Below are 25,118 nucleotides of genomic sequence, written 5' to 3'. Positions count from 1 at the left end.
TCCTATCACCAGACTCGTAGCCGAGGTGGGCATCCATCTCGGCATTCAAACCCCTAGTAATCGAGGCTTGCAGCATGCCGCGAACCAGGTCATTGGCATCCGTTGTGGACGTGCCTAGGTCATCAATCAGTTTCGCGATTTCAGGGTTAGCAAGAAGCTTCTTCTCAATCGCATCAATCTTGGCCTTATCGGCCGGATCTCGTCTCGCCACAGTAGTCATTCTGGTCCATCTCCTTATGCGGGCTAGGTACCCACACACAAACCATCAGACACTCTCATTCCGGAGGGCTTAAAGCACTACGCAGCCTGTGGCCTGATACCCCGGTTCAACGCTGCATTGTCCACGTCAAGCGCAATATCCAACGTGCCACCGGCCTTCACCCCACCTCGCCGATGGGCAAAGCACTACGACGGCTTTCCTTTGAACTACTCGCCGTTGACAACCTAGATAAGGCAGCCGAATGGATAGTGAAACTACAAAAGTTCGGCACCGTATTTAGCACTCAGCTCAAAGCCCGTACCTACGTCAAAGACGTCCCCTTCGACCAGATTCCAAAAGCCAAGCGCCGGAACAAAAAATGGTGGTACACCCACTACACCCATCGCGGGATTTACCTGCAGCTAAAGAAGATGAGCCAACAAGGACACCTCTTTGCCTACCTCGCCGAAGCTAAAGAAGGCCAACGGTTGGAACGCACGACCAACAAGCTAGAAGGCGGGGTGAACTCACAAATTAAGCAACTCCTGCACACCCACCGAGGACTGCGCGACGAACAACAACGCATCGCCTGCGACTGGTGGCTATACCTCCACACGCAACTGCCTGACGACCCTGTAGAGATCGCCAGGCAGCAAAACTGGGGCCAGGACGCACTCGCCAAAGCACAAACCCTAGCCAACCAGGAAAAACAAGCCACCAGCGGCCACGAAGACGGCCGACCAGCAACCTACGACAGTGCCATCGACACTGCCTACAACCACTCTATGGGAATACGCAAAGGCCGCATGCGCTAAACCCCACCAACACAAAATGTCGTTTAGCCCGACACGCCGCAAAACAACACATCCTGTCGTTTAGGCCCGACACGCCGGAAAACAACACATCTTGTCGTTTAACCCCCGCCAGGCGGGCTAAGATACAAGAAAAGCCGCCCGAAGGCGGCTGATTTTGTGCGCCCGGAGGGATTCGAACCCCCAACCTTCTGATCCGTAGTCAGATGCTCTATCCGTTGAGCTACGGGCGCAGACCGTTGGTAAGCAGTGCGTGTGCTCTGCTGTGCAACGAGAATTTACTATACCCACGGTCCGGAAAACTAACAAATCGCCTGTTCACCCGGTGTTTACCTGGCTGAAATGAGGGCGGTTAGGGGGCAAGGAGAGCGGCGTCGATTATTGGCCTCAGAGAAGTCGTTGACGATGACGGCAAGCTTGCACCCTCCCGACTGGCAAGCTGGTGGTTCAGGAGCATGGTTTTCCCACTTCCTAAAATTCAGACAACGCAGATACGGATGTAGCCACTTCCTATTGACGCCAGCGTTCTTTAGGAAATGGCTACGGACTCCGCTCTGGAACTAGATGGACAGGCCGAAGATTGGCACTGCCAGCAAGTACACCGTCAGCGTGATGAGGAAGATGCCGATGATATTGAGGCCAAGGCCACCCTTGATCATCTCGCCAATCTTGACGTAGCCAGAACCATAGGCAATGGCGTTCGGCGGGGTAGCGACAGGAAGCATGAATGCGCAGGTTGCCGCGAGGGCCACCGGGATGGTGAGGAGAAGGACGTTGATATCGCCATCGGCAGTAAGCCCCACGCCCACGGCAACACCACCCATAATCGGGATAAACGTAGCCGCCGTCGCGGTATTGGAGGTGATCTCCGTCAGGAAGAGCACCAGCGCAGCCACGGCAGAGACGATGAGGACAACCGGCAGGACGCTTAGCCCCTTGGCCATCTCACCAATCCACAGGGACAGGCCGGAGGAATTAAAGACCGAGGACAGCGACAGGCCGCCGCCGAAGAGCAGGAGGACGTCCCACGGCATTTCATTGGCCGTCTTCCAGTCCAGCAAACGGATGCGGCGCTGGTTATCCGCGGGCAGGATAAAGAGCAAGGTGCCGGCGGCGATACCCACGATGGCATCGTCATAATTCTCAAATTTCTTGAGGACCAAAGGCAGGGTAACCCAGGCTGCGGCGGCGAGGACAAAGATGATGCCGGTCATGATCTGAGGGCGGGTCCAGGGGCCGAGTGCCTTAATTTCGTCGTTAATGAGCTCGCGCCCGCCTGGAATATCCTTCATCTCCGGCTTGAAAATGGTGATAAGCAGGGCCCAGGCAATCAGCAAGAAGATCACGGCGAGCGGCACACCGACCGCCATCCACCGGCCGAAGCCGAGGGTCACGCCCCAGGTATCGGCCATATATGCATTGAGGAAGGCATTCGGCGGGGTGCCGATGAGCGTACCCAGCGAACCGATGGAGGCGGAATACGCGATACCGAGCATCAGTGCCGTGGCAAACTTCTTTTGCTTATCCCAACCACCTACGGTTTCCGCGGTCAGCGCGAGCACCGAGGTACCGATCGGCAGCATCACCACTGCCGTGGCGGTATTAGATACCCACATGGACAAAAAGCCGGTAGCCAGCATGAATCCCAAGATCAGGCGCTTGGGCGAGGTGCCGATGATTTTCACCACGTATAGCGCTAGGCGGCGGTGCAGGTTCCAGCGCTGCAGGGCAAGCGCAATCAGGAAGCCACCCATGAACAAGAAAATGGTCGCGGACGCGTATGGGGCGCCTACTTCCTTAATCGTGCCCACCCCGGCGAGCGGGAAGATGACCAGCGGCAGCAGCGCGGTGGCGGCGAGCGGAATGGCCTCCGTCATCCACCACACACCCATCAAGATGGTTACTGCGGCGACGGTGCGGATGGCACTGAGCGTGTACTCGGCTTCCGGATCTGCACCCGCGGAGCCCTGTACGGTCTCGATCGCATTCGAGGGGAAGATAAAGAAGACCAGTACGGCCAAGCCCAAGCCAATGAAGAGGCCGATGAACTGGCGGCGCCACTCGCTGCGCGGCGCTCCGGGGGCCTCGTCACCTTCGGTGTGGGCGGTAGATTCGTGAGTATGCGGGGTGGTCATACCGCGCGCTCCTTCACTTAGAGGGGATTGTGCTGTGGGTTATGCTCCGTATTTCCCAGTTTATTAGCTAGGCCGAGGCAGCAGACCGAAAGTTATCCAGTTCACTGCGAAGCATGCACTGACCATACAAAACATGTGACGCAGAAACCATATCCCGCCACACGCAAGCACCCCCGCACCCCCATAGAGCACACATCGCACCTGCCTGAAACCGGAAATGTCCCCACCACTTCCCCACCCCCGAACCGCAGGGAGGTGTGCTAGATGCCCAGCACGGTCTTGGCAATCAGGAAGTAGATAATCAGGCCCGTGGCGTCGCAGAAGGTAGAAATGAAGGGGTTGGAAAAGACCGCCGGATCGGCGCCGATGGTCTTAGCCACGATGGGCATAAGCCCGCCGACGGTCGCGGAAATGGAACAGATCAAAAACAGCGTCGAGCCGATGACGAGGCCGATGCTTAGGCCATAGACCAGGGTGGCCAGCGCCAGGCCGGCTAGTCCTAGCACGGCGCCGAGCAGCATGCCGACGCGCAGCTCGCGCCACATGACGGCGAGAAGGTCGCGCGTGCGGACGTCGCCCAGCGCCAAGGCACGCGTCACCGTGGTAGCCGCCTGGTTGCCGGTATTTCCACCGGTACCGGTCAGCAGCGGAATAAAGAGCGAGAGAACCACAGCTTTGGCCAGTGTGTCTTCAAAGGAATCCAGCACCTGCACCGTCAGCAGCGCAGAGACGGCCAGCACGAGCAGCCATACGATGCGCGAGCGCACCAACTTGAGCAGCGGAGTCGATAGGTACGGTTGCTGAAGTGCCTCGGTGCCGCCAGCACGAGCGGAGTCCTCACTATCTTCTTCTTCCACGATGTCCGTAGCATCGTCCCACGTCAGCAGACCAACTAAGCGGTGAGAATCATCCACGATAGGCAGTGCAAGAATGTCCAATGGGAGGAACCAACGCGCGGTTTCTTCCGCGTCAGCACTAGCACGGGCAAAGATGGGGTCGTGCATAATATCGGCCATGGTCAGCGTGGCATCAGCGGTGAAGATTTCGCGCAGGCTGACCACTCCCACCAGACGCCTATCCTCGCGGGTAATGGGCACGGTGTAGATGGTTTCCAGCTCATTTGCTGTTTCCCGCAGCTTAAACAGCGCGTCCCTAACGCTCATGTTCGGGTGGATTCCAGGCACCTCGGGCGACATTCGGCGCCCCACCGAGCCCTTGACATAGCCCAACACCACGCCCGTGACGTCGCGCTTGGATTGAGTCAGCGAGCGCAGCAGGCGGTCCGCGATTTCCGCGGGAAGCTCGTCCAACAAGGCCACGCGGTCTTCTGGGTCGAGCTCATCAAAGAACTCATAGACATCGGAATTGCCCAGCTCATCGATGATATCCGCCTGGTGCTTGGCATCGAGGGCATCAAAGACGGCGATCGATTTTTGGCGCGGCAGCAGGCGCAGGGCCAGCGCCGCACGGATGGCATTTTGCCGCTCGACGACGGCGATGAGATCCTGCAGCGGCACCCTATCCAAAAGTTCTTGCAGGCGCGGGGCCTTTTGTGGATCGATGGCGTCTTCTTGTTTCAGCCACGCTTCGACGATATCGCTAGCCTGATTGGTGGTCTCCGCCATCGCCCTACCCTGCCTTTCTTGCCTCTGGGATTTAGCTCCCTGAGTATTATTTACAGCCCATTTAGACTACGCCATGCTGCAGGGAATGGCGCTAGCCGGCAACCTGCCGGTGACCGGTTACCGCAAGGTGCGGCGTATCCCCGTCCAGCGTGAGGTTTCCGGTGAATTCTTGAGTAGCGCAGCAGGCCGGGTCATCGTCAGCATAGGCACGCCAGGTAACGGTGACCGTATCTTTGGTCCACTGCAGCTGCTGGATATGCCCACGCGCGGGTGGCATTCCCTCGCGTTCCCAATCATCCACCTTGGTGAGGTAATTCAGGTCGTTGTCATAGATCAGCAAGTTATCCGGCCATCCCGTACCGCCCTTATTACAGACGTAGGTAATAACGGCTTCGTCCCTGCCATCACCGTTGATATCCGCGTAGGCGCCCTTTGGCGTATCGTCCTGATTCCGTTTCAGGCCAGCCATCGCATGGGGGTAGCCGGCCTTCAGGTTTTCCGGCAAAAAGCCGCCTTCTAGGTTGCCAGCTTGGTTATCGCACAACGCCGGTACCCACAGGGAATCGAGGGCCTCTACCGGGATGATCTTATTTTTCCCGCCGCCCTCGGCGTCCATGTCTGCATCGTTTTCATCTTTATCCGCTGCGGCTTCGGTGGTGGTTTCTTCTGCCGGGGAGTCCGTGGCCGAGGACTGAGACTCGGCCTCTGTATCGGAAGCGGCCGCCGCAGAGGAGCTCGGGGCAGTGCCGGTGAAATTCGGCTTATCCGCGGCCTCGGTGGAGTCAGGGGAATTGGAACAGCCGCTCAAGGCGGCGACGGCGGTCACCGCGAGGACGGCAAGAGGGAGAGATAGGGATTTAGGCATAGGCATAATATACAGCGCCGCGGCTTCCCAGGCCGGGTGAAAACCTAGAAGAAGAGCCCCCACAGCGCGAAGGCAGCCAGCAGGGACACGAGCCCCGCGGTGCTCACAAGGATGATGGCGTGGGGGAGGGAGCGGTGGGTGGACAAGGCGGCGTCGACAAGCGCGGCACGCTGCCACACCGCCAAGGCCAACGCCACAACGCCGGCGGCCAGGAAGACCAGTGGCAAGAAGACGTGCACGCTTACCGCCCGCATTACCCCCAGCACCACCAAGGACAACGCCAGAAGGGTGCGCTGCCACGATAGGCGGGTGCGTTCGGGCTGCAGGCCGGGATCAAAAAGTGGGCTAGCCAAGGAACTCGCCCACTACAAGCGCGCCCGCTACCACCATGATCGCCACGACGAGCACCGGGATGGCAAAGCTAAAGGGCAACGGGCGTTCCTCGCGCATCGCGCGTTCGGACTGCTTCCAATGCACCCATGCCACGAGCGGCAGAATAATGGCGACGACCAGCATAAATACCGACACTGCAGAGCGCAATTCAGCCGGCAGGGGAACGTCAAAGGCCTCCAGCGCCACGCCACCAGCAATCAAAGCCAGGGAGGTGCGGATCCATGCCAAGAACGTGCGTTCATTAGCAAGCGTGAAACGCGGATCAGGGTCGGTGCCAACCGCGAACACCGAGCGGGGAAACCTCGAGTCACTCATGGGTACCACTTTATATTCATTTGCCATCCGCGTCGTGATAAGCCCGACGGTCTGTGTGTGGGCGCGAGTGGGTACCAGGCTTTCTGAATTAATCCGCTGCCGCGAGTTATAGTCGGGCACATGATTGAAGTTGCCGCCGTAGTTTTCCGTAATTCCTTTGGCCATGTCCTCACCGTGCGCAAGGAGTCTTCCACCAAGTTCCAGCTGCCCGGCGGCAAGCTAGAGGTCGGCGAAACCCCAGTACAGGCCGCGGCCCGCGAGGTCGCAGAGGAAATCGGCGTTGATGTCCGCCTCCCTGAGCTATCCCCACTCGGGACCTTCGATGCCCCGGCCGCCAACGAACCCGGCGAGACCGTGCGCGGACGCATCTTTACTTATCCGCGCCCCGTCCTTGCCCGCGCTGCCGCAGAAATTGCCGAAATCGCGTGGGTCGACCCCACCAACCCGGACCGCGAGCTCGCCCACCTCTTGCGCGACGAGGTCTTTCCCGCCTTGCGTCCCTAACCCCCGACCGGCTCTAAGGCGCTTTCTCGCTTCCTATTGCACCTCCTAGGAGGTTAACTTAAAGTTATTTTCATCAGGACTTATTGATGAAAGGACACCCCGCCATGCCGCAACCATCCACACCTGGGCCTATCACAACGATTTGTATCCTCGTCCTCGGAGTTATTAGCTCTGTTATCGCCATTCTCTTGGTGCCCGCCCTCTTCCACGAGGTCACTTCTTTGCGTGCTGCGGCATTTACCGGAAGCTTTATCTTCGGCACCGGCATGCTCGTGCTCTTCCGCCGCTGCGCCGCGTACCAGCGCTAATAGCAGAATTCTTAACCCTTAACCAGAGCTTTGCGCCGCCACCTGAAATGAGAAAATCCCGAGCTCGCACGCTCGGGATTAGATGGCGGAGATGAGAGGATTCGAACCTCCGGACCCCAGAAGGGTCAACTCCTTAGCAGGGAGCCCCATTCGGCCGCTCTGGCACATCTCCACGGTTCGCAAGGAACCTCGTTTGAGAATACCTGCCTGCCCCGCCGCTGCCAAACTAGCCCCCTGCTTTCACGCCCGCAGCAAAGACGCAGGCCCTAAAGTGGTATCCATGATTCGCCCAGACCTGAAAGCCATCCCCGCTTACGTCGCCGGTGCGCGCAATGATGACGCGCTCAAGCTCTCCTCTAACGAGGCGGCGCACTCGCCGCTGCCGGAGGCGGCCGCGGCCATGGCGGAGGCCGTGACGAAGGCCAACCGTTACCCGGATATTGCGGCCACCGCGCTGCGCGAGGACCTCGCCGCGCACCTGGGCGTGGATTATGGACAGGTTGCGGTGGGCACCGGATCGTCCGCGCTGTGCCAACAGTTGGTAGAAATTGCCGCCACTCCGGGCGATGAAATTCTCTTCCCATGGCGCTCCTTCGAGGCCTACCCCATCTTCGCCCAGGTAGTCGGCGCCCACCCCATCCCGGTTCCGCTAGGTGCAGACCAGCGCGTGGATCTGCCGGCCATGGCGGACAAGATTACGGACAAGACCCGGCTTATCTTCGTGTGCAATCCCAATAACCCGTCCGGCACCACGGTGACCAAGGAGGAGTTCGCCGCCTTCATGGATGCCGTGCCTGCCGACGTCCTCGTTGCCCTCGACGAGGCCTATATCGAATACAACCGTGCCACCAACATTCCGTTGGGTACGGAGCTGGTGGGCACCTATCCCAACCTGGTGTGCCTGCGCACCTTCTCAAAGGCTTATGGCCTGGCCGGGGTGCGCATCGGTTATGCCTTTGGCCCGGAAAATATTATTGAGGCCCTCAATAAGGTGGCCATCCCCTTCTCCGCTAGCACCGTGGCGCAGGTTGGTGCGCGCGCGGCATTGGCGGCGCAGGATTCGCTGCGGGAGCGCACCGATGAGGCCGTCGGCCAGCGCGAGCGCCTAGAAGAAGCCTTGCAGGACTGGGGAGTGCCGCATTCCGAGGCAAACCATGTCTGGCTGCCGGCCGCGAATCTGGCCCGCCTTGGTACCCCGCAGGAGGTGGCCGCCCGCCTGGCCGATCGCGGCGTGCTCGTGCGCGCGTTTAGCGAAGGCATACGCATTACCGTGACCACCGAGGAAGAAACCGACACCCTACTGCAGGCGTGGAACGCAACCATAGGAGGCTAAATGCGCTCACTCATTAACTTTGCCCTGAACGTCTTTGCCATCGCGGTGGCGCTGTGGGCGGTAGTTGCCGTGATTCCCGGCATCACCATCACCCCGGCAGAGACCGGCAATTTCATCGCCATCGCCATCGTCTTCATCATTATTAATGCCGTGGTCATGCCGGTGCTGCGCGTCCTCGGCGCGCCGCTGACCTGCCTGACGCTCGGGCTTTTCTCCCTCGTCATCAACGGTGCCGCGCTCATCATCGTGGAGTGGGCGCTCAATTCCCTGGACCTGGGAATCGGCCACCTCGTCATCGACTCCTGGGGCGCCGCGATCATCGGCGCCATCGTGCTGTCCATCGTCAGCAGCGTCATCAACTTCTTTACTAGCCCGCTGCGGCAGCGCGATTAGCCGCCCGCAAACGGCGGCAGGACGTCCACCCGGGTGACGCCAGCCAGTGGGGAATCCATGGCGGTGTTCCCGGCGCCGTCGATAAGAAAGCTACAGCGCCCCAAGACCTCTTTCAGGCTCATGCCGGCCTCGGTGGTGCCGGTATGTTCCCTGCCCAGCTGTGCCACCAGATCACCCAAGGTGGCGGGGGCTTCTACCTGCTCAGAAGCCACGCCCGCAGCGGCGCGGGCGGCGGCGAAATAGTGAACGGTCAACATGCCCTCTACTATGCCCCGCACGCCCATGCCATGTCGAGACCGCGGGTAAACTAGCCGCCATGCGCACACCCGAGACTCACGCGCGCGAGGTCGCCGCGGCCCTGCCCGCACGCCAGGCGACCACCGTGCCCCTCACCCAGGCGCAGGATATGGTTCTGGCTGCGGATATCCACGCCGGCTTCCCCTCCCCTCGCTTTGATAACTCCCAGATGGATGGCTACGCCCTCCCGCAGTGTGCGGCTGGGACCTACCCGGTGGGCCCCACCATCGCGGCCGGCACTGAGCCCGCCCAGGTACTCGACAGTCCGCTTTCCAGCGCCTGCCCCATCATGACCGGCGCCAAGGTACCGGAAGGAACTGCAGCCATCGTGCCCATCGAGCGCTGCGAACCACAAGAATTCCTCTCCCCGGGCGGCCGCATCACCGTGCCAGTGACCACGCCTGGCCAATTCATCCGCCGCACCGGCTCGGACCTGGAAGAAAGCGCCCTCCTCGCCGCCCGCGGCGATAAGCTCACGCCGGTGCGCTTGGCCGCCCTCGCCTCCCAAGGAATCGCCGAGGTAGAGGTCTACCGCCCCGCCCGCATCCTCATCTGCACCGGCGGCGCGGAAATCGGCCATGGCAGCGCCGCCATTCCGGATGCCAATGCGCCACTCTTGACGGCAATGGCCCAACGCGCCGGCATCGACGTCGCCGGCTATATCACTACCGACGATGACCCACAGGCCCTAGAGCGCGCTTTCACGGAGGCCATCGCGCAACACCACCCGGATGCCATCATTACCTCAGGCGGAATCTCCGCCGGGAAATTTGAAGTAGTCCGCCAGGTACTCGATGGCTGGTTCGGCCATGTGGACCAGCAACCCGGTGGCCCGCAGGGCATCGCCGCATTCGACGGCACGCCGGTAATCAGCCTGCCCGGAAACCCCATTTCCACCTTGGTAAGTTTCCGCCTCTTCGTCGCCCCTGCGCTCGGTTGGGCTCCGCGGCCTTTCCTCGTCCCCCTTGCCGCGGGCGTCGAGGGCCTCCCGCACAAGGACCAATTTCGCCGCGGGCGCGTCGATTCCCGCGCCCATATCCTCGGTGGTGCCAGCTCCCACCTGCTCGCCCAAGCGGCAGACGCCACCCATCTCATCCGCATTCCTGCCGGTCAACGCTTGGAAGAAGGCCAAGAAGTTGAGGTTTACCCACTATGAGTCCACAGCGCACCGCCATCGTCATCGTCGCCTCTACCCGCGCCGCCGCGGGCATCTACGACGACCGCTCCGGCCCCATCGCGGTGGACTTCTTGCGTCGCAAGGGCTTTGACTGCCCCGACGCGCGCATCGTCCCCGATGCCGATATTGCCGCCGCCGTTGCCGCCGCCTTTGCGGAAAAGCCCGCGGTCATCTTGACTTCTGGCGGCACTGGGCTGACACACGATGACCAGACGGTAGAGGCCGTAGCACCACACATCACCCGCGAGCTTCCTGGCATCGCGGTCGCCTTCTGGCAGAAGGGATTGGAAAGCGTGCCCACCGCGGTGGCCTCCCGCGCCATCGCCGGCGTCAATGACTCCACCTTTGCCATGACTCTTCCCGGTTCTACCGGCGGGGTAAAAGACGGCTGCGCGGTTTTGGAAGAATTGATCGTTCCGATCGTCGATATGTTAGAAGGAAAACATGAGCACTGATCCCTCCTATGTGGCCGAGCAAACCGGCCGCACCATTGGCACGCTGCTGAGTGATCAACCCCTTGAATCCCTCCTTGCCGCTGCCAAAGAAGAGGCCGCCACGGCCGCCATGGGTGCTGTAGTCACGTTTGAAGGGGTTGTGCGCGATCACGATGGCGGCCGGCCGAATGTCACCCTGCTTTCCTATAGCGCCCACCCATCCGCGCCAGAGAAGCTGCAAGACGTCACCGATTCCGTCGCAGCCAACCCCCCTGTGCGCCTGTGGGCCGCCCACCGCACGGGGGATCTCAAGGTCGGCGACCTCGCCTTTGCCGTAGTAGCTGCCGCCGCGCACCGCGGCGATGCATTCCGTGCCGCCGAGGAATGCGCCGATCGCGTCAAGGCAGAGGTCCCCATCTGGAAGGAGCAAAGCCACGGCGATGGCTCCACCAATTGGGTGGGCCTGGAATGAGCATCCGCTATGCCCGCCAGGAAGCGCTCTGGGGCGAGGACGGTCAGCGCAAGCTCAGCGGCGCCCACGTAGCGGTCATCGGTGCCGGCGGCCTGGGCTCCCCGGCCCTGCTCTACCTCGCCGGAGCGGGTGTGGGCCGCATTTCGCTTTTCGACGACGACGTGGTCTCCCCCTCCAACCTGCACCGCCAAGTCATCCACACCACCGCCGCCATCGGCGCACCGAAGACGGAGTCCGCCGCGGCCGCCGTTCACGCGCTTAATCCGGAGGTGAATATCACCTGCTACGGCCGCCTCGAATCAGCGACGGCGCTGAAAGAATTGCGCGGCTGCGATCTGATCCTCGACGGCACCGATAACTTCGACGCGCGCTACCTCAGCTCCTGGGCTGCCCACGAGCTCGGCATCCCGCACGTATGGGCCTCCATCCTGGGCTTCGATGCCCAACTCAGCGTTTTCTGGTCCGGCCACGGCCCCGTCTACGAGGATGTCTTTCCTACAGCTCCCGCACCCGGCGAGGTTCCTTCCTGCTCGCAGGCCGGAGTCCTAGGCCCAGTGGTCGGCGTTGTCGGCTCAGCGATGGCGCTCGAAGCCCTCAAACTCATCACCGGCGTGGGCACCCCACTCATCGGCACGCTCGGCTACTTCGACGCCCTATCGGGTACCTGGGAATACATTCCCCTCCAGCCCACCGGCGCACAACCAACCCAGCCTGCCGACGCCCCCGAGGTCCGCGAGGTTCCCCCGCACGCCCCGCTTATCGACGTCCGCACCTCCCCCGAGCGTGCCCAATCCGCCATCCCCAATTCCACTCACTTTGAGCTCGACCGCATCCTCGCCGGCGAAGATCCCGACATCGAACCAGATGCTGCGGCCGTTATCTACTGCGCCAGCGGCATCCGCTCCGCCCAAGCCGTCGATGTCCTCCGCAAACGCGGCTTCCCCCACGTCGTCTCCTTGCGCGGCGGCATCAATTCCTGGCTCGAGCAGCAGTAACCGAATGCCCCTTGGCAAGACCGCAGCCTAACGGTCGATTTTGGTCTTATGCTCCTTATTTCGCGCAAAAAGGAACCATACAAGTGGCCCGAGGAATGGGTAGGCAAATGCCGCCATCACCAGCAATACCTTGACGCCAACGCTATATCCCGAACGGATGATGGAAATGAGAGAGGCCAACCAAAAGACCAACAGCCCAATAACGATGACGGCTCCTAGCCCGCTCCATAGCCAGTCATACGATGCCGGTATCTGGTCCTCTGCCAAGTAGGAAATGCAACTTGTCATAGTCGCCTCGACGTTAACGGTGTTTGAAAGTCCGTACCTCAAGGTAGGAGCTCAATGTAAACGCTGACTGGCCGTGGACTTAATTTTCACTGCCTCTCGGCGCATCCGTCCCAAAACGTGAGTAGGCACCCTACCGGATCGGTAGGGTGCCTTAATACTGCACTCTCTCACTCAGAAGCTATAAGCTTCTATGCTCCTTTAATTTAGAAAGGAAGCTTAGGCAGCTGCGGAGACGGCGGGATTTGAACCCGCGGAGGTATTACCTCGCCGGTTTTCAAGACCGGTGCATTCGGCCGCTCTGCCACGTCTCCATGTTGTTCTTCGAAAACGCTCATCGTGCCTACGAAGCAACTTGGTCAGTGTACTAAATAGATAGCCCGGTTTCCCAAAAAGCCACCTGCAGCACTGAATGTCACCGTAGGATACTCCGAATTTCGTGGCACAGGACACACAAGGTTCGTTAGATTGGGCCCATGACTAAAACACACATGAAGGCCATCGTTCAGACCGACCCGCAGGATCGTCGGTCCTTAGAGCTCCGCGAAGTCGCTGTCCCGCAGCTGCAACCAGGTGAAGTACTCGTCAAGGTACACGCTGCCGGCGTTAATCGCGGCGATATCTTGCAAACGATGGGCGCCTACCCGCCACCACCGGGAGCGTCCGAAATCTTAGGCTTAGAAGCCGCAGGCACCATCGCGGATGCTGGTGATACCGATTGGGAGGTGGGCGCTGAAGTGGGCTGCCTGCTAGCAGGAGGCGGCTACGCCGAATACGTTGCGGTTCCGCAGGGCCAGCTGCTTCCCGTGCCCAAGGGGTTGAGCGTTGAGGAAACTGCAGCGGTGGTTGAGGTCGGATGCACCGTGTGGTCCAACCTGGGCATTGAGGCGGGCCTTCACGAGGGCCAGCGCGTCCTCATCCATGGCGGAGGCGGCGGCATTGGCACTTTTGCCATTCAGGTAGCCAAGGCGCTCGGCGCAGAGGTGGCGGTTACGGCTGGCTCGCAGGAGAAGTTGGAGCGTTGCCGCGAGCTGGGCGCCGATATTCTCATCAACTATAAGGAGCACGACTTCGTAGAAGAGTTGAAGGGAAGCTGCGATGTCATTTTGGACATCATCGGTGCGAAATATCTGGAAAAGAATATGAAGTGCCTGGCTAAGGACGGCAAGCTCATCATCATTGGCATGCAAGGCGGTACCAAGGCGGAAATCAACTTGGGCGCTATGCTGCCCAAGCGCCTGACCATCCAGGGCACGACGCTGCGCGCCCGCGACTTAGAAGACAAGGCACAGATTGTGGCGGGCACGGTAGAAAATGTGTGGCCCATGTTGGAAGACGGCCGCGTAAAGCACGCGCTGCATGCTACTTACCCGCTTGCCGACGCCGCCCAGGCCCACACCGCCCTAGACAGCGGCGAGGTAACCGGCACCTTGGTTCTTACCGTTTAAGCCAGCGAGGCTACGACGCGGATGAGATGCTCAACGTCGTGATAGGTGTTGAAGGGGCCGAGCGCAACAGTAACGGCGCCGCCAATTTCTTCCACGCCCATCTCCGTAAGCAACGGGGTCTGCGGGGCAAGCGTGGTAACAAGTCCGTTATCAAAGAGGCGCTTGTAAACCGTCTCGGCCGGAACACCCTTTACCGCGAAGGTGAGGCGCGGCAGGCGATCGTCGGAGGCGCCCGCGGCCGCCTCCCCGGTCACGCCGAGGATATGCACGGCGGGCAGGGTGCTCAAGAAGGAATAGAGGTCAGCGCGCAGATCCTCCAAGTAGACGCTGAGCGCATCCATGGAGGTGCGCAGACGCTTGCGGCGCGAGCCGCTCTCCCCACCGGCGAGGGCGGCAAGATGGTCCACGAGCGGTCCGACACCGCCGGCCAAGCCAGAGGAAATGGGTGTTTCCAGCTTGCGAGAACCCTTGCCGGTATGCACCGGATCGAGGGCGTCGAGGCGGCGGAACATGCGGGTATCGCGGAAGACAAGCGCCGCTAGCTGCGGTCCGCCCAGCAGCCCCAGGTCGAGGCCCAAGATATCGGCGCCGAGATCATCAAAGTTGATGGGGCGGTAGGGAGCGATCGCGGAGACGTCGAGAAGCGTCCAGGCGCGGGAGCGCTCATGGACGGTGTCAATGATCTCGGCGGCCGGGGATACCGTGCCCAAAAGCTCGTGCGCGGCGGAGAAGGCAACGAGGCGCGTGGAGCCATCGACAAGCTCGGCAAATTGGAAACCTGGCAGCTCACCCGTGCCCAAGTCTGGCTGGGCCCAGCGGGTTTCTGCCTTGACCTCAGAAAATGCCGAGTACAAAGACGGTGGATCCAGCTTGGAGAGCACCACCGAAGAGTTGCTGCCCAACAGCGGGCGGGCCGCGTGCGCCAAGGACTGGTACAACACGGGCAAGGACGGGCCAAGCACCACGCGGTCCGCCTTGGACCCGGTCAGATCCGCTACAGCCATGCGTGCGGCGGTGTAATTACCATCGCCTTCCAAACGGCCCGGCGCGGGAGTGGCAGAGTGGGCGCCGCCTGGGCCCTCCTGGGTGGCCACTGCGGTGGACATCCGGAAGGAGCGCGCCACGCCGGAGGCGACGCGCTCAGAGATTTGGGGGACCGCGTGCGCGTTGAGGTAGGTCCAACCATCAGATAGCCCGGTGTATAAACCGCGCACACTGAATACGTCGTAGTGTGCCGAAGCTCCTGCTGGCATTACGGTCCCCTTCTTTATCGCGCTAGGCATCGCCACACAGTGGCGGTCGGTTCCCTACTGTATACGCGTTTGGCCCAAGTTTCCCAAATCTGAATTTTCGCTGGATACCGTTGTTTTCGCAGGCTGGCGGCGTGTAGTTCCCGTTTGCCCAGCCCGCGCGCTAGGGTGTTGAGCGTGCAAGATAACAATCAACTGCGCGCTGATATCGCCCGCATGACCTCCCAGCCAGACGGCGAGGCCACCCCAGCGTCCCAGTCCGAGACCCTCAAGGCCGCCTTCGCGGACCTGGCGCAGGGTGCACAGCAGCGCGAGCTGTGGTTCAAACTGGGCATTCAAGATATTAAGCAGCGCTACCGCCGCTCTGTCCTGGGCCCGTTTTGGATCACCATCGCCACCGGCGTGATGGCCCTTGCCTTGGGCCTGTTGTATTCCATGCTCTTCCAGATTCCCGTCGCGGAGTTCCTCCCCCACGTCACCGTGGGCCTTATTATGTGGACCTTCATTTCGGGCTGCATCAAAGAAGGCTCCACGGTCTTCATTGACAACGAGGGCTTAATTAAACAGCTCCCCGCCCCGCTTTCGGTGCACGTTTACCGCTTGGTGTGGCGCCAGACGCTGTTTTTGGGCCATAACCTCATCATCTGGTTGCTGCTTATCCTTATCTTCCCGCGCAACTTGGGATGGGAGTTCTTCCTCTTCCTCCCTGGCTTGGCCTTGTTGTTGGTCAACGGCGTGTGGGTCACGATGTTCTTTGGCATCATTGCTACCCGCTTCCGTGACGTCGCTCCGCTGCTAGAAGCACTGACCCAGCTGCTGTTCTACGTCACCCCGATTGTGTGGATGACTAATACCTTGAAGGACCAGGGCGGTGCGGTGGCCGGCCGCGCCCGCATCGCGGAAATCAACCCGCTCTACCACTACCTGGAAATCGTCCGTGCGCCCATGATCGGTGAGCCGGTGGCCGCCTACCACTGGTGGATCGTCATCGGCTGCACGGTTCTCGGCCTGCTCATCGCCGGCTTGGTCATGCGCAAGTGGCGCTTTCGCGTCAGCTACTGGGTTTAAGCCCACGCCCTGCACTTCCTGAGATTCCTCGAAAGGATACAGACTGATGGTCTCGATTGATACGTATAACGCGTGCGTGGACTTTCCTATCTTTGATGCCAAATCTCGCTCGCTCAAGAAGGCCATGCTTTCTTCCGCCGGCGGCGCCATTGGCAAAAATGCGCAGAACACCGTCGTGGTGGAGGCGCTAAAGGATATTAACCTGCACCTGCGCGAGGGCGACCGCGTGGGTTTGGTGGGCCATAACGGCGCCGGCAAGTCCACCTTGCTGCGCCTTTTGTCTGGCATTTATGAACCAACCCGTGGTTCTGCCGATGTGCGCGGCCGCGTGGCCCCCGTCTTTGATTTGGGCGTAGGCATGGACCCAGAGGTCTCTGGCTACGACAACATCATTATCCGTGGCCTCTTTTTGGGCCAGTCCATCAAGCAGATGAAGAAAAAGATGGATGAGATTGCGGAGTTTTCTGAACTCGGCGATTATCTCTCCATGCCGCTGCGCACCTATTCCACCGGTATGCGCGTGCGCTTGGCGCTCGGCGTGGTGACATCCATTGAGCCGGAAATCTTGCTGTTGGATGAGGGCATCGGCGCCGTCGACGCCGCTTTCATGGCCAAGGCCCGTGTGCGCCTGCAAGAGCTGGTGAAGCGCTCCGGCATCCTGGTCTTTGCCTCCCACTCCAATGACTTCTTGGCGCAGCTGTGCAATACCGCGCTGTGGATCGACCATGGCGAGATCCGCTCGGTGGGCGAAGTTTCTGACGTTGTCGGTGAATACGAAGGCCCTGAGGTGGGCGAGTACGTGCGCGACCTGCGCGAGCGTTTTGAAAATGAGGATACGAACGACAGCTAGCAGCACTCTTTTTCGCATCTTGCTTCCGCTGCGCGGAGTGTTTCTGCGCTAGCCCGCCCCAGCCCGGTGGCAAGATGGAACCCATGACTGCCACCCTGACTTCCACCGGTTCCACCGCCGCCGTCATTGTTACCCATCAGCGCGCCGAGCTACTGCGGGCCTCGCTTGAACAGGTAGTCCACCAAACCCACCCCGTGCAGTGGGTAGTCGTGGTGGATAATGGCGCGGAAGATGCGGTGCGCGAACTCGTCGAATCCATGGCGGGTGACCGGGGCGTCTACGTGCCTTCGGAAACCAACCTGGGCGGCGCCGGTGGCTTTGCGTTGGGTTTTCTCACCGCGCTGTCTTTGGGCGCCGATGCCGTGTGGTGTGCCGATGATGACGGCCGCCCTGCCGATCACGCGGTACTAGCGGAGCTATATCGGGTGGCCGAGGCCAACCACCTGCATGAGGTCTCCCCGGCGGTATGCAATATTGCCGATCCCGGCCGCCTCGCCTTCCCCCTGCGCCAGGGGCTGGTATGGCGCCGCCGGATGGACGAGCTGGAGGGCGATTTCCTGCCCGGCATCGCCTCACTTTTTAACGGTGCGCTGATTTCCGCCGCGGCCATGGAGATCATTGGCGTGCCGGACTACCGGCTGTTTATCCGCGGCGATGAGGTGGAATACCACCGTCGACTGGTTAATTCCGGTCTCTCCTTCGGCACGGCGCTGACCACCAGCTATCTGCACCCGGACGGATCGGATGAGTTCAAGCCCATCCTGGGCGGCAAGATGCATACCCAGTACCCAGAAGGTGAGTTCAAGCGCTTTTTCACCTACCGCAATCGCGGCTACCTGCTATGGCAGCGCGGCATGCGCAAGCTACTGCCCCAGGAATTTGCCCGCTTTGGCTGGTTCTTCTTGGTCCAGCGCCACGACCCGGCCGGCTTTATCGAATGGCTCAAGCTCCACAACCGCGGGCGCCAAGAAGATTTCCGCCGGCCGCACCAGGGCTAGGACGGATCCTGCTTGGCGACGACCCTGACTCCCGCCTTCCTAAAAATAATCCAGCGTTGCACCGTAAAGTTCACCACGGTGGCGGTGCCCTGCGAGATGGCAAAGGCCACCGCCCGCGCGGGATCGGCGCTCAGCAGGCCGACGCCGATCTGCAGGAGCCAGGTTAAGGAGACGTCGATAAGCGCGGCAAGTGCCCCCGTCACCGCGAACTTGGCGCTTTGCGCGCGCAGGCTGGTCGAGCGCGAAGCCCGCTGGGCCGCGCCGCGCCACGTCCGTGGGGAGGCTGCTGCCATCTATTTTTCCTTAAAAATAAAGGCCCTTTGAATGGCAAAGTTGGTCACCGTGGCCACGCCTTGGGCGATGACGAAGGCGATGGTGTCTTTCACCGCCCCCTCAAAGCCGAGGGCCATAAGCGGCTCATTGAGCACCCAGTACAGGAAGTTTTGGACCGCAAAGGTCGAGGCGTACAAGATGCCCACGGTCGCGGCCGTGCGGCCAGATACCTTGGCCCCAAAGGTCCACCGCGCATTGGCTAGGTAGGCGGCGATGGTGCCAAAGACCCAACCGATGGCCTTGGCGGCGGAACGGTGCAGCCCCAGATAGGTCAATAGCAGCGTGAGACCATAGTCAATGGCGGCGGTAAATACGCCCACGGAAATAAAACGCACCAGCTGGGTGTGCAGCGAGGTGGACGAGGGCTTTACTTCTATGGCGTCGTCAGTGGAATTAGTCACGAGTGAGTAGCCTACCCGCGCAAGAGCGCTCGGTACATGTCCAACCGATCCACCGGGGCGGCGGATTCGGCGCCATAGGCGCCTATCCCGGCCAATTGCTGCAACGACGCCGCACACAGTTCCCGCACGTCGGCGCCGGAGAGCGCCGTGCCATCGTCATTGACCCAGCCGAGCGCATCCATGGTGGTCTCCACGACGGAATCGGTCAGCTCCGCGCCGCCCATACAGGAAAGGGCAAGCGCCATGGACCAAAAGGCGTCCTTGCCTTCATGGGTCACCTCGCGCGGCAGGCTGGCGAGCACGCGGGCGGTATGCGGTGTGAGGTCGGTTTCCCTACCTAGGTCCATCGCTTGCAGCAGCGGGACGAAGTCATAGAGTTTGGTGCGCTCAATTAAATCGCGCACGGGGGACGATACCGCAGAAAAGACCTCATCGGTAACTTCCTGCCCGGTCAATTCGCGGTTGACTCTGGTCAGGTCAAAGGGCTGAAAGAGCGATCCGGAGCCGCCCACGCACAATGCCTCTGGGGTGCCATTATCGCGGGGATAAATCTCAGCTACTACCAGCTCGAAGTCCCACAGTCCCCAGGCGAAGTCGATTTGATCGCCCTCGCGCCACAGGAACTCGGAAGCCTGGCGCTCCGGATCGATGCGCGGGCCACGGGCCTCGGTGTGTTCATAAAAGTGCCAGGGGGATTCCTCCTCCGGCAGGCCAAAGCAGATGCGCAGTACGCGGTGCAGCTCGGTGAAGGTCAGGGCATCGCTAAAACCTATCTGGCGGTGCACCTCGCCATCGGCGCGAATATTCGCGGCTTGGCAGATGATGGTGAGGGGCTCGCGTTTGAGGGATACCACGCCATCGGCGCGTTTGGCCCGCGCCTGTGCGATATCGGTGACCCCTGCATTCATGAGCCCCACCATACGCAAGTTTTAGGAAGCTAGTTTTGCAATATCCCGTGCTTCTAGCTCACTAATGAGGAATGTCAGCGCCGCACCAATGGCACCCAAGAGGGTCCACGGCCGCTTGGCACCGCGCTTGCGCAGGAACTTCACCATGCGGCGGGAAAGGGCAACGTTCATCCACCCGCCCAGGATGAGCAGGAGCACCACTGCGGCAAAATTAGCCCACGGCTTGAGGCCCTGATCGGAACCATCCTGCGGCGAGCGCGGCTCATCGCCATCCTGCTCGGCGTGCGCGTTGGTATAGGCCACCAAGGCGCCAAAGCCAAAGAAAGACAAGGTATACGCGGTGATCAAACCGCCCTTGGACGTGATCCAATCCGGATAGGAGGTCGCAATGCCCACGGCGGCAGCCTGGGTGATGCGGCCAGCCAGGGTGTCATCGAGGGCGTAGTTGTCTTGGCGCTGATCGTGCATCTCACGGTTGTTGGTCATAGCGACTACTTTAAGCGGCGGTAAGCTAATGCGCATGTACTCGGAAAAGACAGAGCATATGACGCCGGCGCAGCAGGCGGCACAGGATGTGCGCGCAGAGGACGATAAGCGCAACGGCCACTTCGAGGCCACGGAGCATACCGAGGTGCCGTTGAGTCCTTTCATGACGCGGCTTATGGCAGAGGAGTTGCCCATGCTGGATTCCTCCTCACGGGCTCGCGTCTATGAACTTTTGCGGGAGTACGACGGCCCGATTATTGCATCCCAAGAGGAACTGCCGGAAGAGATCCGCGCGCTCATGGATCTGTAAACGGGCACATTCGGGCAGTACAAGCGTCCGTTTTGTTCCGAATATCACTCGCGTCACTCCGCCTGCCCTCATGTGAGCTAGGTAGGCTAGAGAAGCGACATACATCCGTCGAGCAAAGAGTAAGAGATGGAATTACATACTACTGAAAAGTCCCTGCACGGCTGGGGCCGCACCGCCCCGACGACCGCCCACGTGCTCGCCACCGAAGACGTGGACGTCATCAAGAAGGCCGTGGCCCAGGTTGCAGAAGATAACTCGGATAAGCCCGCCCATCTGCGCCGTGGCGTCATCGCCCGCGGTATGGGCCGCTCCTACGGTGACCCCGCCCAAAATGGCGGCGGCCTGGTCATCGACATGCAAAAACTCAATAATATCCACTCCATCGACCCGGAGTCCGCTCTGGTGGACGTCGATGGCGGCGTCACCTTGGACCAGCTGATGAAGGCCGCCCTGCCGTATGGCCTGTGGGTTCCGGTTCTGCCGGGTACCCGCCAGGTCACCATCGGTGGCGCAATCGGCCCGGATATTCACGGCAAGAACCACCACTCCGCCGGTTCCTTTGGTGACCACGTGGTCTCCATGGAGTTGCTCGTGGCCGATGGCCGCGTGCTGCACCTGACCCCGGAGGGCTCCGAGGATGACCCGAGCGGCGACCTCTTCTGGGCCACCGTTGGCGGCATGGGCCTGACCGGCATCATCTTGCGCGCCACCATCCGCATGACCAAGACGGAAACCGCCTACTTCATCGCGGATACGGACCGCACCGATAACTTGGATGAGACCATCGCCTTCCACTCCGATGGCTCCGAGCACAACTACACCTATTCTTCCGCCTGGTTCGATGTCATCTCACCAGAACCAAAGCTGGGTCGCTCCACCATTTCCCGCGGCTCGCTGGCCACCCTGGCACAGCTGGAAGAGCTCGCCCCGAAGCTGGCCAAGGACCCGCTGAAGTTCAATGCGCCGCAGCTGATGACGGTGCCGGATATCTTCCCGTCCTGGACCATGAATAAGCTCTCCCTCTCCGCCGTGGGCTTGGCGTACTACACCATGGGTGCACCGGCGAAGAACCAGGTCAAGAACCTGACGCAGTTCTACCAGCCGCTGGATCTCATCGGCGAGTGGAACCGCGGCTACGGTTCCAAGGGCTTCCTGCAGTACCAGTTCGTGGTACCGACCGAGGCTGTGGAGCCGTTCAAGGAGATCATCCGCGATATGCAGCGCTCCGGCCACTACTCCGCCCTCAACGTGTTCAAGCTCTTCGGTGAAGGCAACCGCGCACCGCTGTCCTACCCGATGCCGGGCTGGAACGTCTGCGTGGACTTCCCCATCCGTCCGGGCCTGGGCAAGTTCCTGGATGACCTGGACCGCCGCGTGATGGAATTCGGCGGCCGCCTCTACCTGGCCAAGGAATCCCGCACCTCCGCGGAGAACTTCCACAAGATGTACCCGGGCATGGAAGGCTGGCTGAAGACCCGCAACGAGATCGACCCGACCGGCGTCTTTGCCTCCGATATGTCCCGCCGCCTCGAGCTGCACTAATCACTGGAAATAACACCTTTAAGGAGATTTACTGACCATGCTTAATGCAGTAGGCCAAGCACAACACATCCTGCTTCTGGGCGGCACCTCTGAGATCGGCCTCGGCGTCGTCTCCGAGTTCCTGCAGCGCGGACCGGCCAAGGTCACCCTGGCCGCCCGGCCGGAGTCCCCGCGCATCGCCCAAGCCAAGGCTGACCTAGAATCCCGCGGCGCTGACGTAGAGGTCCTGGACTTCGATGCCACCGACTTCGACTCCCACCCGGACGTTATTAATAAGGCCTGGGCCCGCGGCGACGTCGACGTGGCCATCGTTGCCTTCGGCACCCTGGGTGACCAGGAAGAGCTGTGGCAAAACCACGACAAGGCCGTTGCCTCCGCACAGACCAACTACACCGCACCGGTGTCCGTAGGCGTGCTCTTGGGCGAGAAGTTCAAGCACCAGGGCCACGGCACCATCATCGCTATGTCCTCCGTGGCAGGCATGCGCGTGCGCCGTTCCAACTTTGTCTACGGCGCCTCCAAGGCCGGCGTGGACGGCTTTTACATCAACTTGGGCGAGGCCCTGCGCGGCACCGGCGCCAACGTGCTGGTTGTGCGCCCGGGCCAGGTGCGCACCAAGATGTCCGCCGAGGCTGGCGACGCCCCACTGACCGTCAACGTCTCCGACGTTGCCGAGGCCACCGTCAAGGCCGTGCTCGATGGCAAGCAGTCCATCTTCGTACACCCACTATTTGAGTACGTTTCTTTGGCATTCAAGTTCATCCCGCAGGCCGTCTTCCGCAAGCTGCCGTTCTAAACGCCGCAGCTTTCCGCGCTGGCGCTAGCCGGCCGGCTCGCCTCCGCCCCGCCCCCGCTCTTTCGCTTCGCCGCACACCCGCAGCGAGGGAGGTGACGGGGGCGGTGGTGTATCAGGGGGACGTCGGCAAGCAAGTGCTCACCTGCCCGCGCCAAATCTGGGCTGTGGGGCTTGGGTATGCGAAACTAATGGGCATGACAAGCACCGCTGTACCCGCCCAGTCAACGCCCGTGAGCGAGGAAAACCGCACCGAGGCCTATCGCGCCGATGCGCTGACTCCTCGCGCAACCCTGCTGGGCATTGCGCTGGCCGCCCTGGCCGGTGGCGTGGTAACTCTGCTGGGCTGGTTTGCCTTCAAGACGGTCTCGCTGCCGTCTTTTAATACCTCCATGGTCACCCGCGCGCTGACCACGGTGGGGGTGGTGCTCACGCTGGCGCTGGCCGGCGGGCTGTGCGTGTGGTGGCTCTATGACCACTACAAAGAGTCCTTTGCCCGGCCGCGCTGGCGGGCCTGGCTGACCTACGCGGTCACCTACCTCTCCCCAGCCCTGTTGACCCTGGCCGCTGTGGGCCTGCCGCTGTCCGCCTCCCGCTTGTGGCTCGATGGCGTGCAGGTGGACCAGGCCTTCCGCACCCAGTTCCTCACCCGTTCGGTGGATGAGATGGGCTATGCGGACATGAACTACCAGGACATGCCGTCCTTCTATCCGATTGGCTGGTTCTGGTTGGGCGGCCGCTTGGGTGCGCTCATGGGAATTCCGGGCTGGGAGGTCTACCAGCCCTGGGCGCTCATCTCCATTGCCGTGGCCGGCTGTATCTTGGTGCCCATCTGGCAGCGCCTGACCAGTTCCCTGCCGGTCGCCACCGCCATCGCCCTGGTGACCACCGCGATTACGCTCACCATCGCGGCCGAGGAGCCCTATTCCGCGGTCATTGCCATGGGGCTGCCCGCCATTGCGGTACTTAGCGCCCGCGCCTTCCGCGGCTCCGGGCTGGCTACCCTGGGAGTGACGCTCTACCTGGGCATTTCCGCTACGTTCTATACCCTTTTCACCGGTGCGGCCGCACTTACCGTAGTCACCCTCATCGCGCTGTTTACCGCACTCTATGAGCATACGTGGCGCCCCATCCTGCGCCTGGTAATCATGGCGGTAGGCTCCATTGCCATCGCGCTTATCGCCTGGGGGCCCTACCTATGGTCGGTCATGCACTCACCGGTGCCGCTGCAGACCACCGCGCAGCACTACCTGCCGGAGGAAGGCACGCAGATTCCAGTGCCCTTCTTGTCCTTCAGCATTGTGGGCTTCCTCTGCCTCATGGGGCTTATTTACATCGTTATCCGCCTCAATGACGTGGAGGTACGCGCGCTGGGCATCTCCCTCCTTGGCACCTACCTGTGGACCGTGGTGTCTATGGTGGCAACCCTGGCCGGCACCACGCTGCTCAGCTTCCGCCTCGAGGTCATCGTGGTGCTCCTCTTTGCCACCGCCGGCATCCTGGCCTTGGCAGAGATTCGTCTACTCGGCGTGCACCGCCTCTACCCGGCGCGTTTCTCCCACACCACCAATAAGCAGATCACCGCGGTCTTTGGCATCATCTTGGCCCTGGCCGGCGTCTTCTATGCGCAGCAGATCCCAGAGGCTAACGAGGACGCCATCGATCACGCCTATAGCGATACCGATGGCTACGGCGAACGCGCGGACCGCTTCACCAGCGATTCCGCCCACTACTACCTAGATATCCACAACTTCATTCAGGACCAGGGCTATACGCCGGATGAGACGGTAGTGCTCACGGATGAGAAGACCTTCATGTCTTATTACCCCTACTGGGGCTTTAACGCCTTTACCAGCCACTACGCCAATCCTTTGGGCGAGTTCAGCACCCGCAACGAGCAGATTGAAACTTGGGCCAATGATTCCTGGGATATGCAGCCGGAGGAGTTCCGCAAGGCCTTGGATTCTGCTCCCTGGCGCAGCCCGGATGTGATGATGTTCCGCGGCGACTTGGAAAACAAGGACGATGGCTTCAAGCTCCACTTGGCAGAAGATATCTATCCTAACCAGCCGAATATTCGCTACCGCGCGGTCTTCTTCAATGCCGACGTTTTTGATGAGGGCTGGAAGTTGCAGCAAACCGGCCCCTTTGTAACAGCCGTTCGCACCAAGTAAGTTCACCCACACTTC

At 61.1% G+C, this 25,118-nt stretch carries 29 protein-coding genes, 3 tRNA genes and 1 pseudogene; 17 read left to right on the top strand and 16 right to left on the bottom strand.

Features of this window, described 5'->3' with window-relative positions:
• A pseudogene (locus MHY08_RS10065) lies at positions 1-220 on the bottom strand (IS256 family transposase); the annotation flags it as partial.
• A 248-nt stretch (positions 221-468) separates the two neighbouring features.
• Between MHY08_RS10065 and MHY08_RS10060 the strand changes: the two are divergent.
• A complete protein-coding gene (locus MHY08_RS10060; protein WP_239236532.1) occupies positions 469-1,014 on the top strand; it encodes a hypothetical protein in 546 nt (181 codons plus the stop codon).
• Positions 1,015-1,171: 157 nt separating this feature from the next.
• Here the strand turns inward: MHY08_RS10060 and MHY08_RS10055 are convergent.
• From MHY08_RS10055 to MHY08_RS10030, 6 genes are all read right to left on the bottom strand, one after another.
• Positions 1,172-1,244 (bottom strand) — tRNA-Arg (locus MHY08_RS10055).
• Positions 1,245-1,571: 327 nt separating this feature from the next.
• Complete coding sequence (locus tag MHY08_RS10050) at positions 1,572-3,146, bottom strand: DASS family sodium-coupled anion symporter (protein WP_204610487.1); 1,575 nt, start codon at positions 3,144-3,146, stop codon at positions 1,572-1,574.
• 260 nt (positions 3,147-3,406) lie between these two features.
• Positions 3,407-4,771 (bottom strand): magnesium transporter, encoded by a 1,365-nt coding sequence (gene mgtE, locus MHY08_RS10045; RefSeq protein WP_239236531.1) that lies wholly within the window; start codon positions 4,769-4,771, stop codon positions 3,407-3,409.
• Positions 4,772-4,862: 91 nt separating this feature from the next.
• Entirely contained in the window at positions 4,863-5,636 is a 774-nt protein-coding gene (locus MHY08_RS10040; protein ID WP_239236530.1) for an LppP/LprE family lipoprotein, read from the bottom strand.
• 44 nt (positions 5,637-5,680) lie between these two features.
• Entirely contained in the window at positions 5,681-5,989 is a 309-nt protein-coding gene (locus MHY08_RS10035; RefSeq protein WP_204610493.1) for a DUF202 domain-containing protein, read from the bottom strand.
• Entirely contained in the window at positions 5,982-6,344 is a 363-nt protein-coding gene (locus tag MHY08_RS10030) for a YidH family protein (protein ID WP_204610495.1), read from the bottom strand. Before MHY08_RS10030 ends, MHY08_RS10035 begins: the two co-directional genes overlap by 8 nt.
• A 120-nt stretch (positions 6,345-6,464) precedes the next feature.
• On the opposite strand from MHY08_RS10030, the gene MHY08_RS10025 reads away from it, so the two are divergent.
• Together MHY08_RS10025 and MHY08_RS10020 are read left to right on the top strand one after the other, a co-directional pair.
• Entirely contained in the window at positions 6,465-6,848 is a 384-nt protein-coding gene (locus MHY08_RS10025) for an NUDIX domain-containing protein (protein WP_204610497.1), read from the top strand.
• Between the two features lie 104 nt (positions 6,849-6,952).
• Positions 6,953-7,156: a hemolysin III family channel protein gene (locus MHY08_RS10020; RefSeq protein ID WP_239194009.1), complete on the top strand. Its 204-nt coding sequence runs from the start codon at positions 6,953-6,955 to the stop codon at positions 7,154-7,156.
• A gap of 83 nt (positions 7,157-7,239) precedes the next feature.
• Here the strand turns inward: MHY08_RS10020 and MHY08_RS10015 are convergent.
• Positions 7,240-7,328 (bottom strand) — tRNA-Ser (locus MHY08_RS10015).
• Positions 7,329-7,436: 108 nt separating this feature from the next.
• Here MHY08_RS10015 and hisC point away from each other — a divergent pair.
• Together hisC and MHY08_RS10005 are read left to right on the top strand one after the other, a co-directional pair.
• Complete coding sequence (hisC, locus tag MHY08_RS10010; RefSeq protein WP_239236529.1) at positions 7,437-8,489, top strand: histidinol-phosphate transaminase; 1,053 nt, start codon at positions 7,437-7,439, stop codon at positions 8,487-8,489.
• On the top strand, positions 8,490-8,882 hold the full coding sequence (locus MHY08_RS10005; RefSeq protein WP_204610500.1) for a phage holin family protein: 393 nt from the start codon (positions 8,490-8,492) through the stop codon (positions 8,880-8,882).
• Here the strand turns inward: MHY08_RS10005 and MHY08_RS10000 are convergent.
• Positions 8,879-9,139: a MoaD/ThiS family protein gene (locus tag MHY08_RS10000; RefSeq protein WP_239194003.1), complete on the bottom strand. Its 261-nt coding sequence runs from the start codon at positions 9,137-9,139 to the stop codon at positions 8,879-8,881. The two genes, MHY08_RS10005 and MHY08_RS10000, sit on opposite strands and share 4 nt — an antisense overlap.
• A gap of 59 nt (positions 9,140-9,198) precedes the next feature.
• Between MHY08_RS10000 and MHY08_RS09995 the strand changes: the two genes are divergently transcribed.
• Genes MHY08_RS09995 through MHY08_RS09980 form a run of 4 tightly spaced genes read left to right on the top strand, consistent with a single transcriptional unit; the run spans position 9,199 to position 12,257 of the window.
• Positions 9,199-10,335, top strand: coding sequence for a molybdopterin molybdotransferase MoeA (locus MHY08_RS09995; RefSeq protein WP_239236528.1), 1,137 nt, complete (start codon positions 9,199-9,201; stop codon positions 10,333-10,335).
• Positions 10,332-10,811, top strand: a complete 480-nt coding sequence (locus MHY08_RS09990) for a MogA/MoaB family molybdenum cofactor biosynthesis protein (protein ID WP_204610502.1) — start codon at positions 10,332-10,334, stop codon at positions 10,809-10,811. Before MHY08_RS09995 ends, MHY08_RS09990 begins: the two co-directional genes overlap by 4 nt.
• Positions 10,801-11,262: a molybdenum cofactor biosynthesis protein MoaE gene (locus tag MHY08_RS09985; RefSeq protein WP_239236526.1), complete on the top strand. Its 462-nt coding sequence runs from the start codon at positions 10,801-10,803 to the stop codon at positions 11,260-11,262. Before MHY08_RS09990 ends, MHY08_RS09985 begins: the two co-directional genes overlap by 11 nt.
• A complete protein-coding gene (locus tag MHY08_RS09980) occupies positions 11,259-12,257 on the top strand; it encodes a ThiF family adenylyltransferase (protein WP_239236524.1) in 999 nt (332 codons plus the stop codon). Before MHY08_RS09985 ends, MHY08_RS09980 begins: the two co-directional genes overlap by 4 nt.
• A 27-nt stretch (positions 12,258-12,284) precedes the next feature.
• On the opposite strand, the gene MHY08_RS09975 is transcribed toward MHY08_RS09980, so the two are convergent.
• The gene (locus MHY08_RS09975) at positions 12,285-12,545 is read right to left on the bottom strand and encodes a hypothetical protein (protein ID WP_204610507.1); all 261 of its coding nucleotides are present in this window, start codon (positions 12,543-12,545) and stop codon (positions 12,285-12,287) included.
• 227 nt (positions 12,546-12,772) lie between these two features.
• A tRNA-Ser gene (locus tag MHY08_RS09970) sits at positions 12,773-12,856 on the bottom strand.
• A gap of 177 nt (positions 12,857-13,033) precedes the next feature.
• Here MHY08_RS09970 and MHY08_RS09965 point away from each other — a divergent pair.
• A complete protein-coding gene (locus MHY08_RS09965) occupies positions 13,034-13,990 on the top strand; it encodes an NAD(P)H-quinone oxidoreductase (RefSeq protein WP_239229378.1) in 957 nt (318 codons plus the stop codon).
• On the opposite strand, the gene MHY08_RS09960 is transcribed toward MHY08_RS09965, so the two are convergent.
• Positions 13,987-15,243 (bottom strand): aminotransferase class V-fold PLP-dependent enzyme, encoded by a 1,257-nt coding sequence (locus MHY08_RS09960; protein ID WP_204610509.1) that lies wholly within the window; start codon positions 15,241-15,243, stop codon positions 13,987-13,989. The two genes, MHY08_RS09965 and MHY08_RS09960, sit on opposite strands and share 4 nt — an antisense overlap.
• A 213-nt stretch (positions 15,244-15,456) precedes the next feature.
• Between MHY08_RS09960 and MHY08_RS09955 the strand changes: the two genes are divergently transcribed.
• The 3 genes from MHY08_RS09955 (at position 15,457) to MHY08_RS09945 (ending at position 18,156) form a co-directional block, all read left to right on the top strand.
• A complete protein-coding gene (locus tag MHY08_RS09955; protein ID WP_050780310.1) occupies positions 15,457-16,308 on the top strand; it encodes an ABC transporter permease in 852 nt (283 codons plus the stop codon).
• Positions 16,309-16,354: 46 nt separating this feature from the next.
• Positions 16,355-17,158, top strand: coding sequence for an ABC transporter ATP-binding protein (locus MHY08_RS09950; RefSeq protein ID WP_204610510.1), 804 nt, complete (start codon positions 16,355-16,357; stop codon positions 17,156-17,158).
• A 74-nt stretch (positions 17,159-17,232) separates the two neighbouring features.
• Positions 17,233-18,156 (top strand): glycosyltransferase, encoded by a 924-nt coding sequence (locus MHY08_RS09945; RefSeq protein WP_239236521.1) that lies wholly within the window; start codon positions 17,233-17,235, stop codon positions 18,154-18,156.
• Here MHY08_RS09945 and MHY08_RS09940 read toward each other — a convergent pair.
• The 4 genes from MHY08_RS09940 to MHY08_RS09925 are packed head-to-tail and all read right to left on the bottom strand — an operon-like array spanning position 18,153 to position 20,284.
• Positions 18,153-18,449, bottom strand: coding sequence for a GtrA family protein (locus MHY08_RS09940; protein WP_239236519.1), 297 nt, complete (start codon positions 18,447-18,449; stop codon positions 18,153-18,155). The genes MHY08_RS09945 and MHY08_RS09940 overlap by 4 nt on opposite strands.
• Complete coding sequence (locus MHY08_RS09935; protein WP_239236517.1) at positions 18,450-18,890, bottom strand: GtrA family protein; 441 nt, start codon at positions 18,888-18,890, stop codon at positions 18,450-18,452.
• 11 nt (positions 18,891-18,901) lie between these two features.
• Positions 18,902-19,810, bottom strand: a complete 909-nt coding sequence (locus MHY08_RS09930) for a plasmid pRiA4b ORF-3 family protein (RefSeq protein ID WP_239236515.1) — start codon at positions 19,808-19,810, stop codon at positions 18,902-18,904.
• A 9-nt stretch (positions 19,811-19,819) separates the two neighbouring features.
• Positions 19,820-20,284, bottom strand: a complete 465-nt coding sequence (locus MHY08_RS09925) for a hypothetical protein (protein ID WP_239236514.1) — start codon at positions 20,282-20,284, stop codon at positions 19,820-19,822.
• A 34-nt stretch (positions 20,285-20,318) separates the two neighbouring features.
• Here MHY08_RS09925 and MHY08_RS09920 point away from each other — a divergent pair, with 34 nt between their 5' ends.
• The 4 genes from MHY08_RS09920 to MHY08_RS09905 all read left to right on the top strand — a co-directional run bounded on the left by MHY08_RS09920 (position 20,319) and on the right by MHY08_RS09905 (position 25,103).
• Positions 20,319-20,594, top strand: a complete 276-nt coding sequence (locus tag MHY08_RS09920; RefSeq protein WP_239236513.1) for a hypothetical protein — start codon at positions 20,319-20,321, stop codon at positions 20,592-20,594.
• A 126-nt stretch (positions 20,595-20,720) separates the two neighbouring features.
• Complete coding sequence (locus MHY08_RS09915) at positions 20,721-22,136, top strand: FAD-binding oxidoreductase (protein ID WP_239236512.1); 1,416 nt, start codon at positions 20,721-20,723, stop codon at positions 22,134-22,136.
• A 37-nt stretch (positions 22,137-22,173) separates the two neighbouring features.
• Complete coding sequence (locus MHY08_RS09910; RefSeq protein ID WP_239193984.1) at positions 22,174-22,932, top strand: decaprenylphospho-beta-D-erythro-pentofuranosid-2-ulose 2-reductase; 759 nt, start codon at positions 22,174-22,176, stop codon at positions 22,930-22,932.
• Positions 22,933-23,126: 194 nt separating this feature from the next.
• Positions 23,127-25,103 carry a galactan 5-O-arabinofuranosyltransferase gene (locus MHY08_RS09905; RefSeq protein ID WP_239236511.1) on the top strand — a complete coding sequence of 659 codons (1,977 nt, stop codon included), beginning with the start codon at positions 23,127-23,129 and terminating at the stop codon, positions 25,101-25,103.
• The last annotated feature ends 15 nt before the right edge of the window (positions 25,104-25,118 follow it).

Origin of the sequence: Corynebacterium sp. ACRPJ, from assembly GCF_022347345.1 — a bacterium.
Classification (GTDB): domain Bacteria; phylum Actinomycetota; class Actinomycetes; order Mycobacteriales; family Mycobacteriaceae; genus Corynebacterium; species Corynebacterium tuberculostearicum_D.
This window is presented reverse-complemented; position numbering and strand designations above follow the sequence as displayed.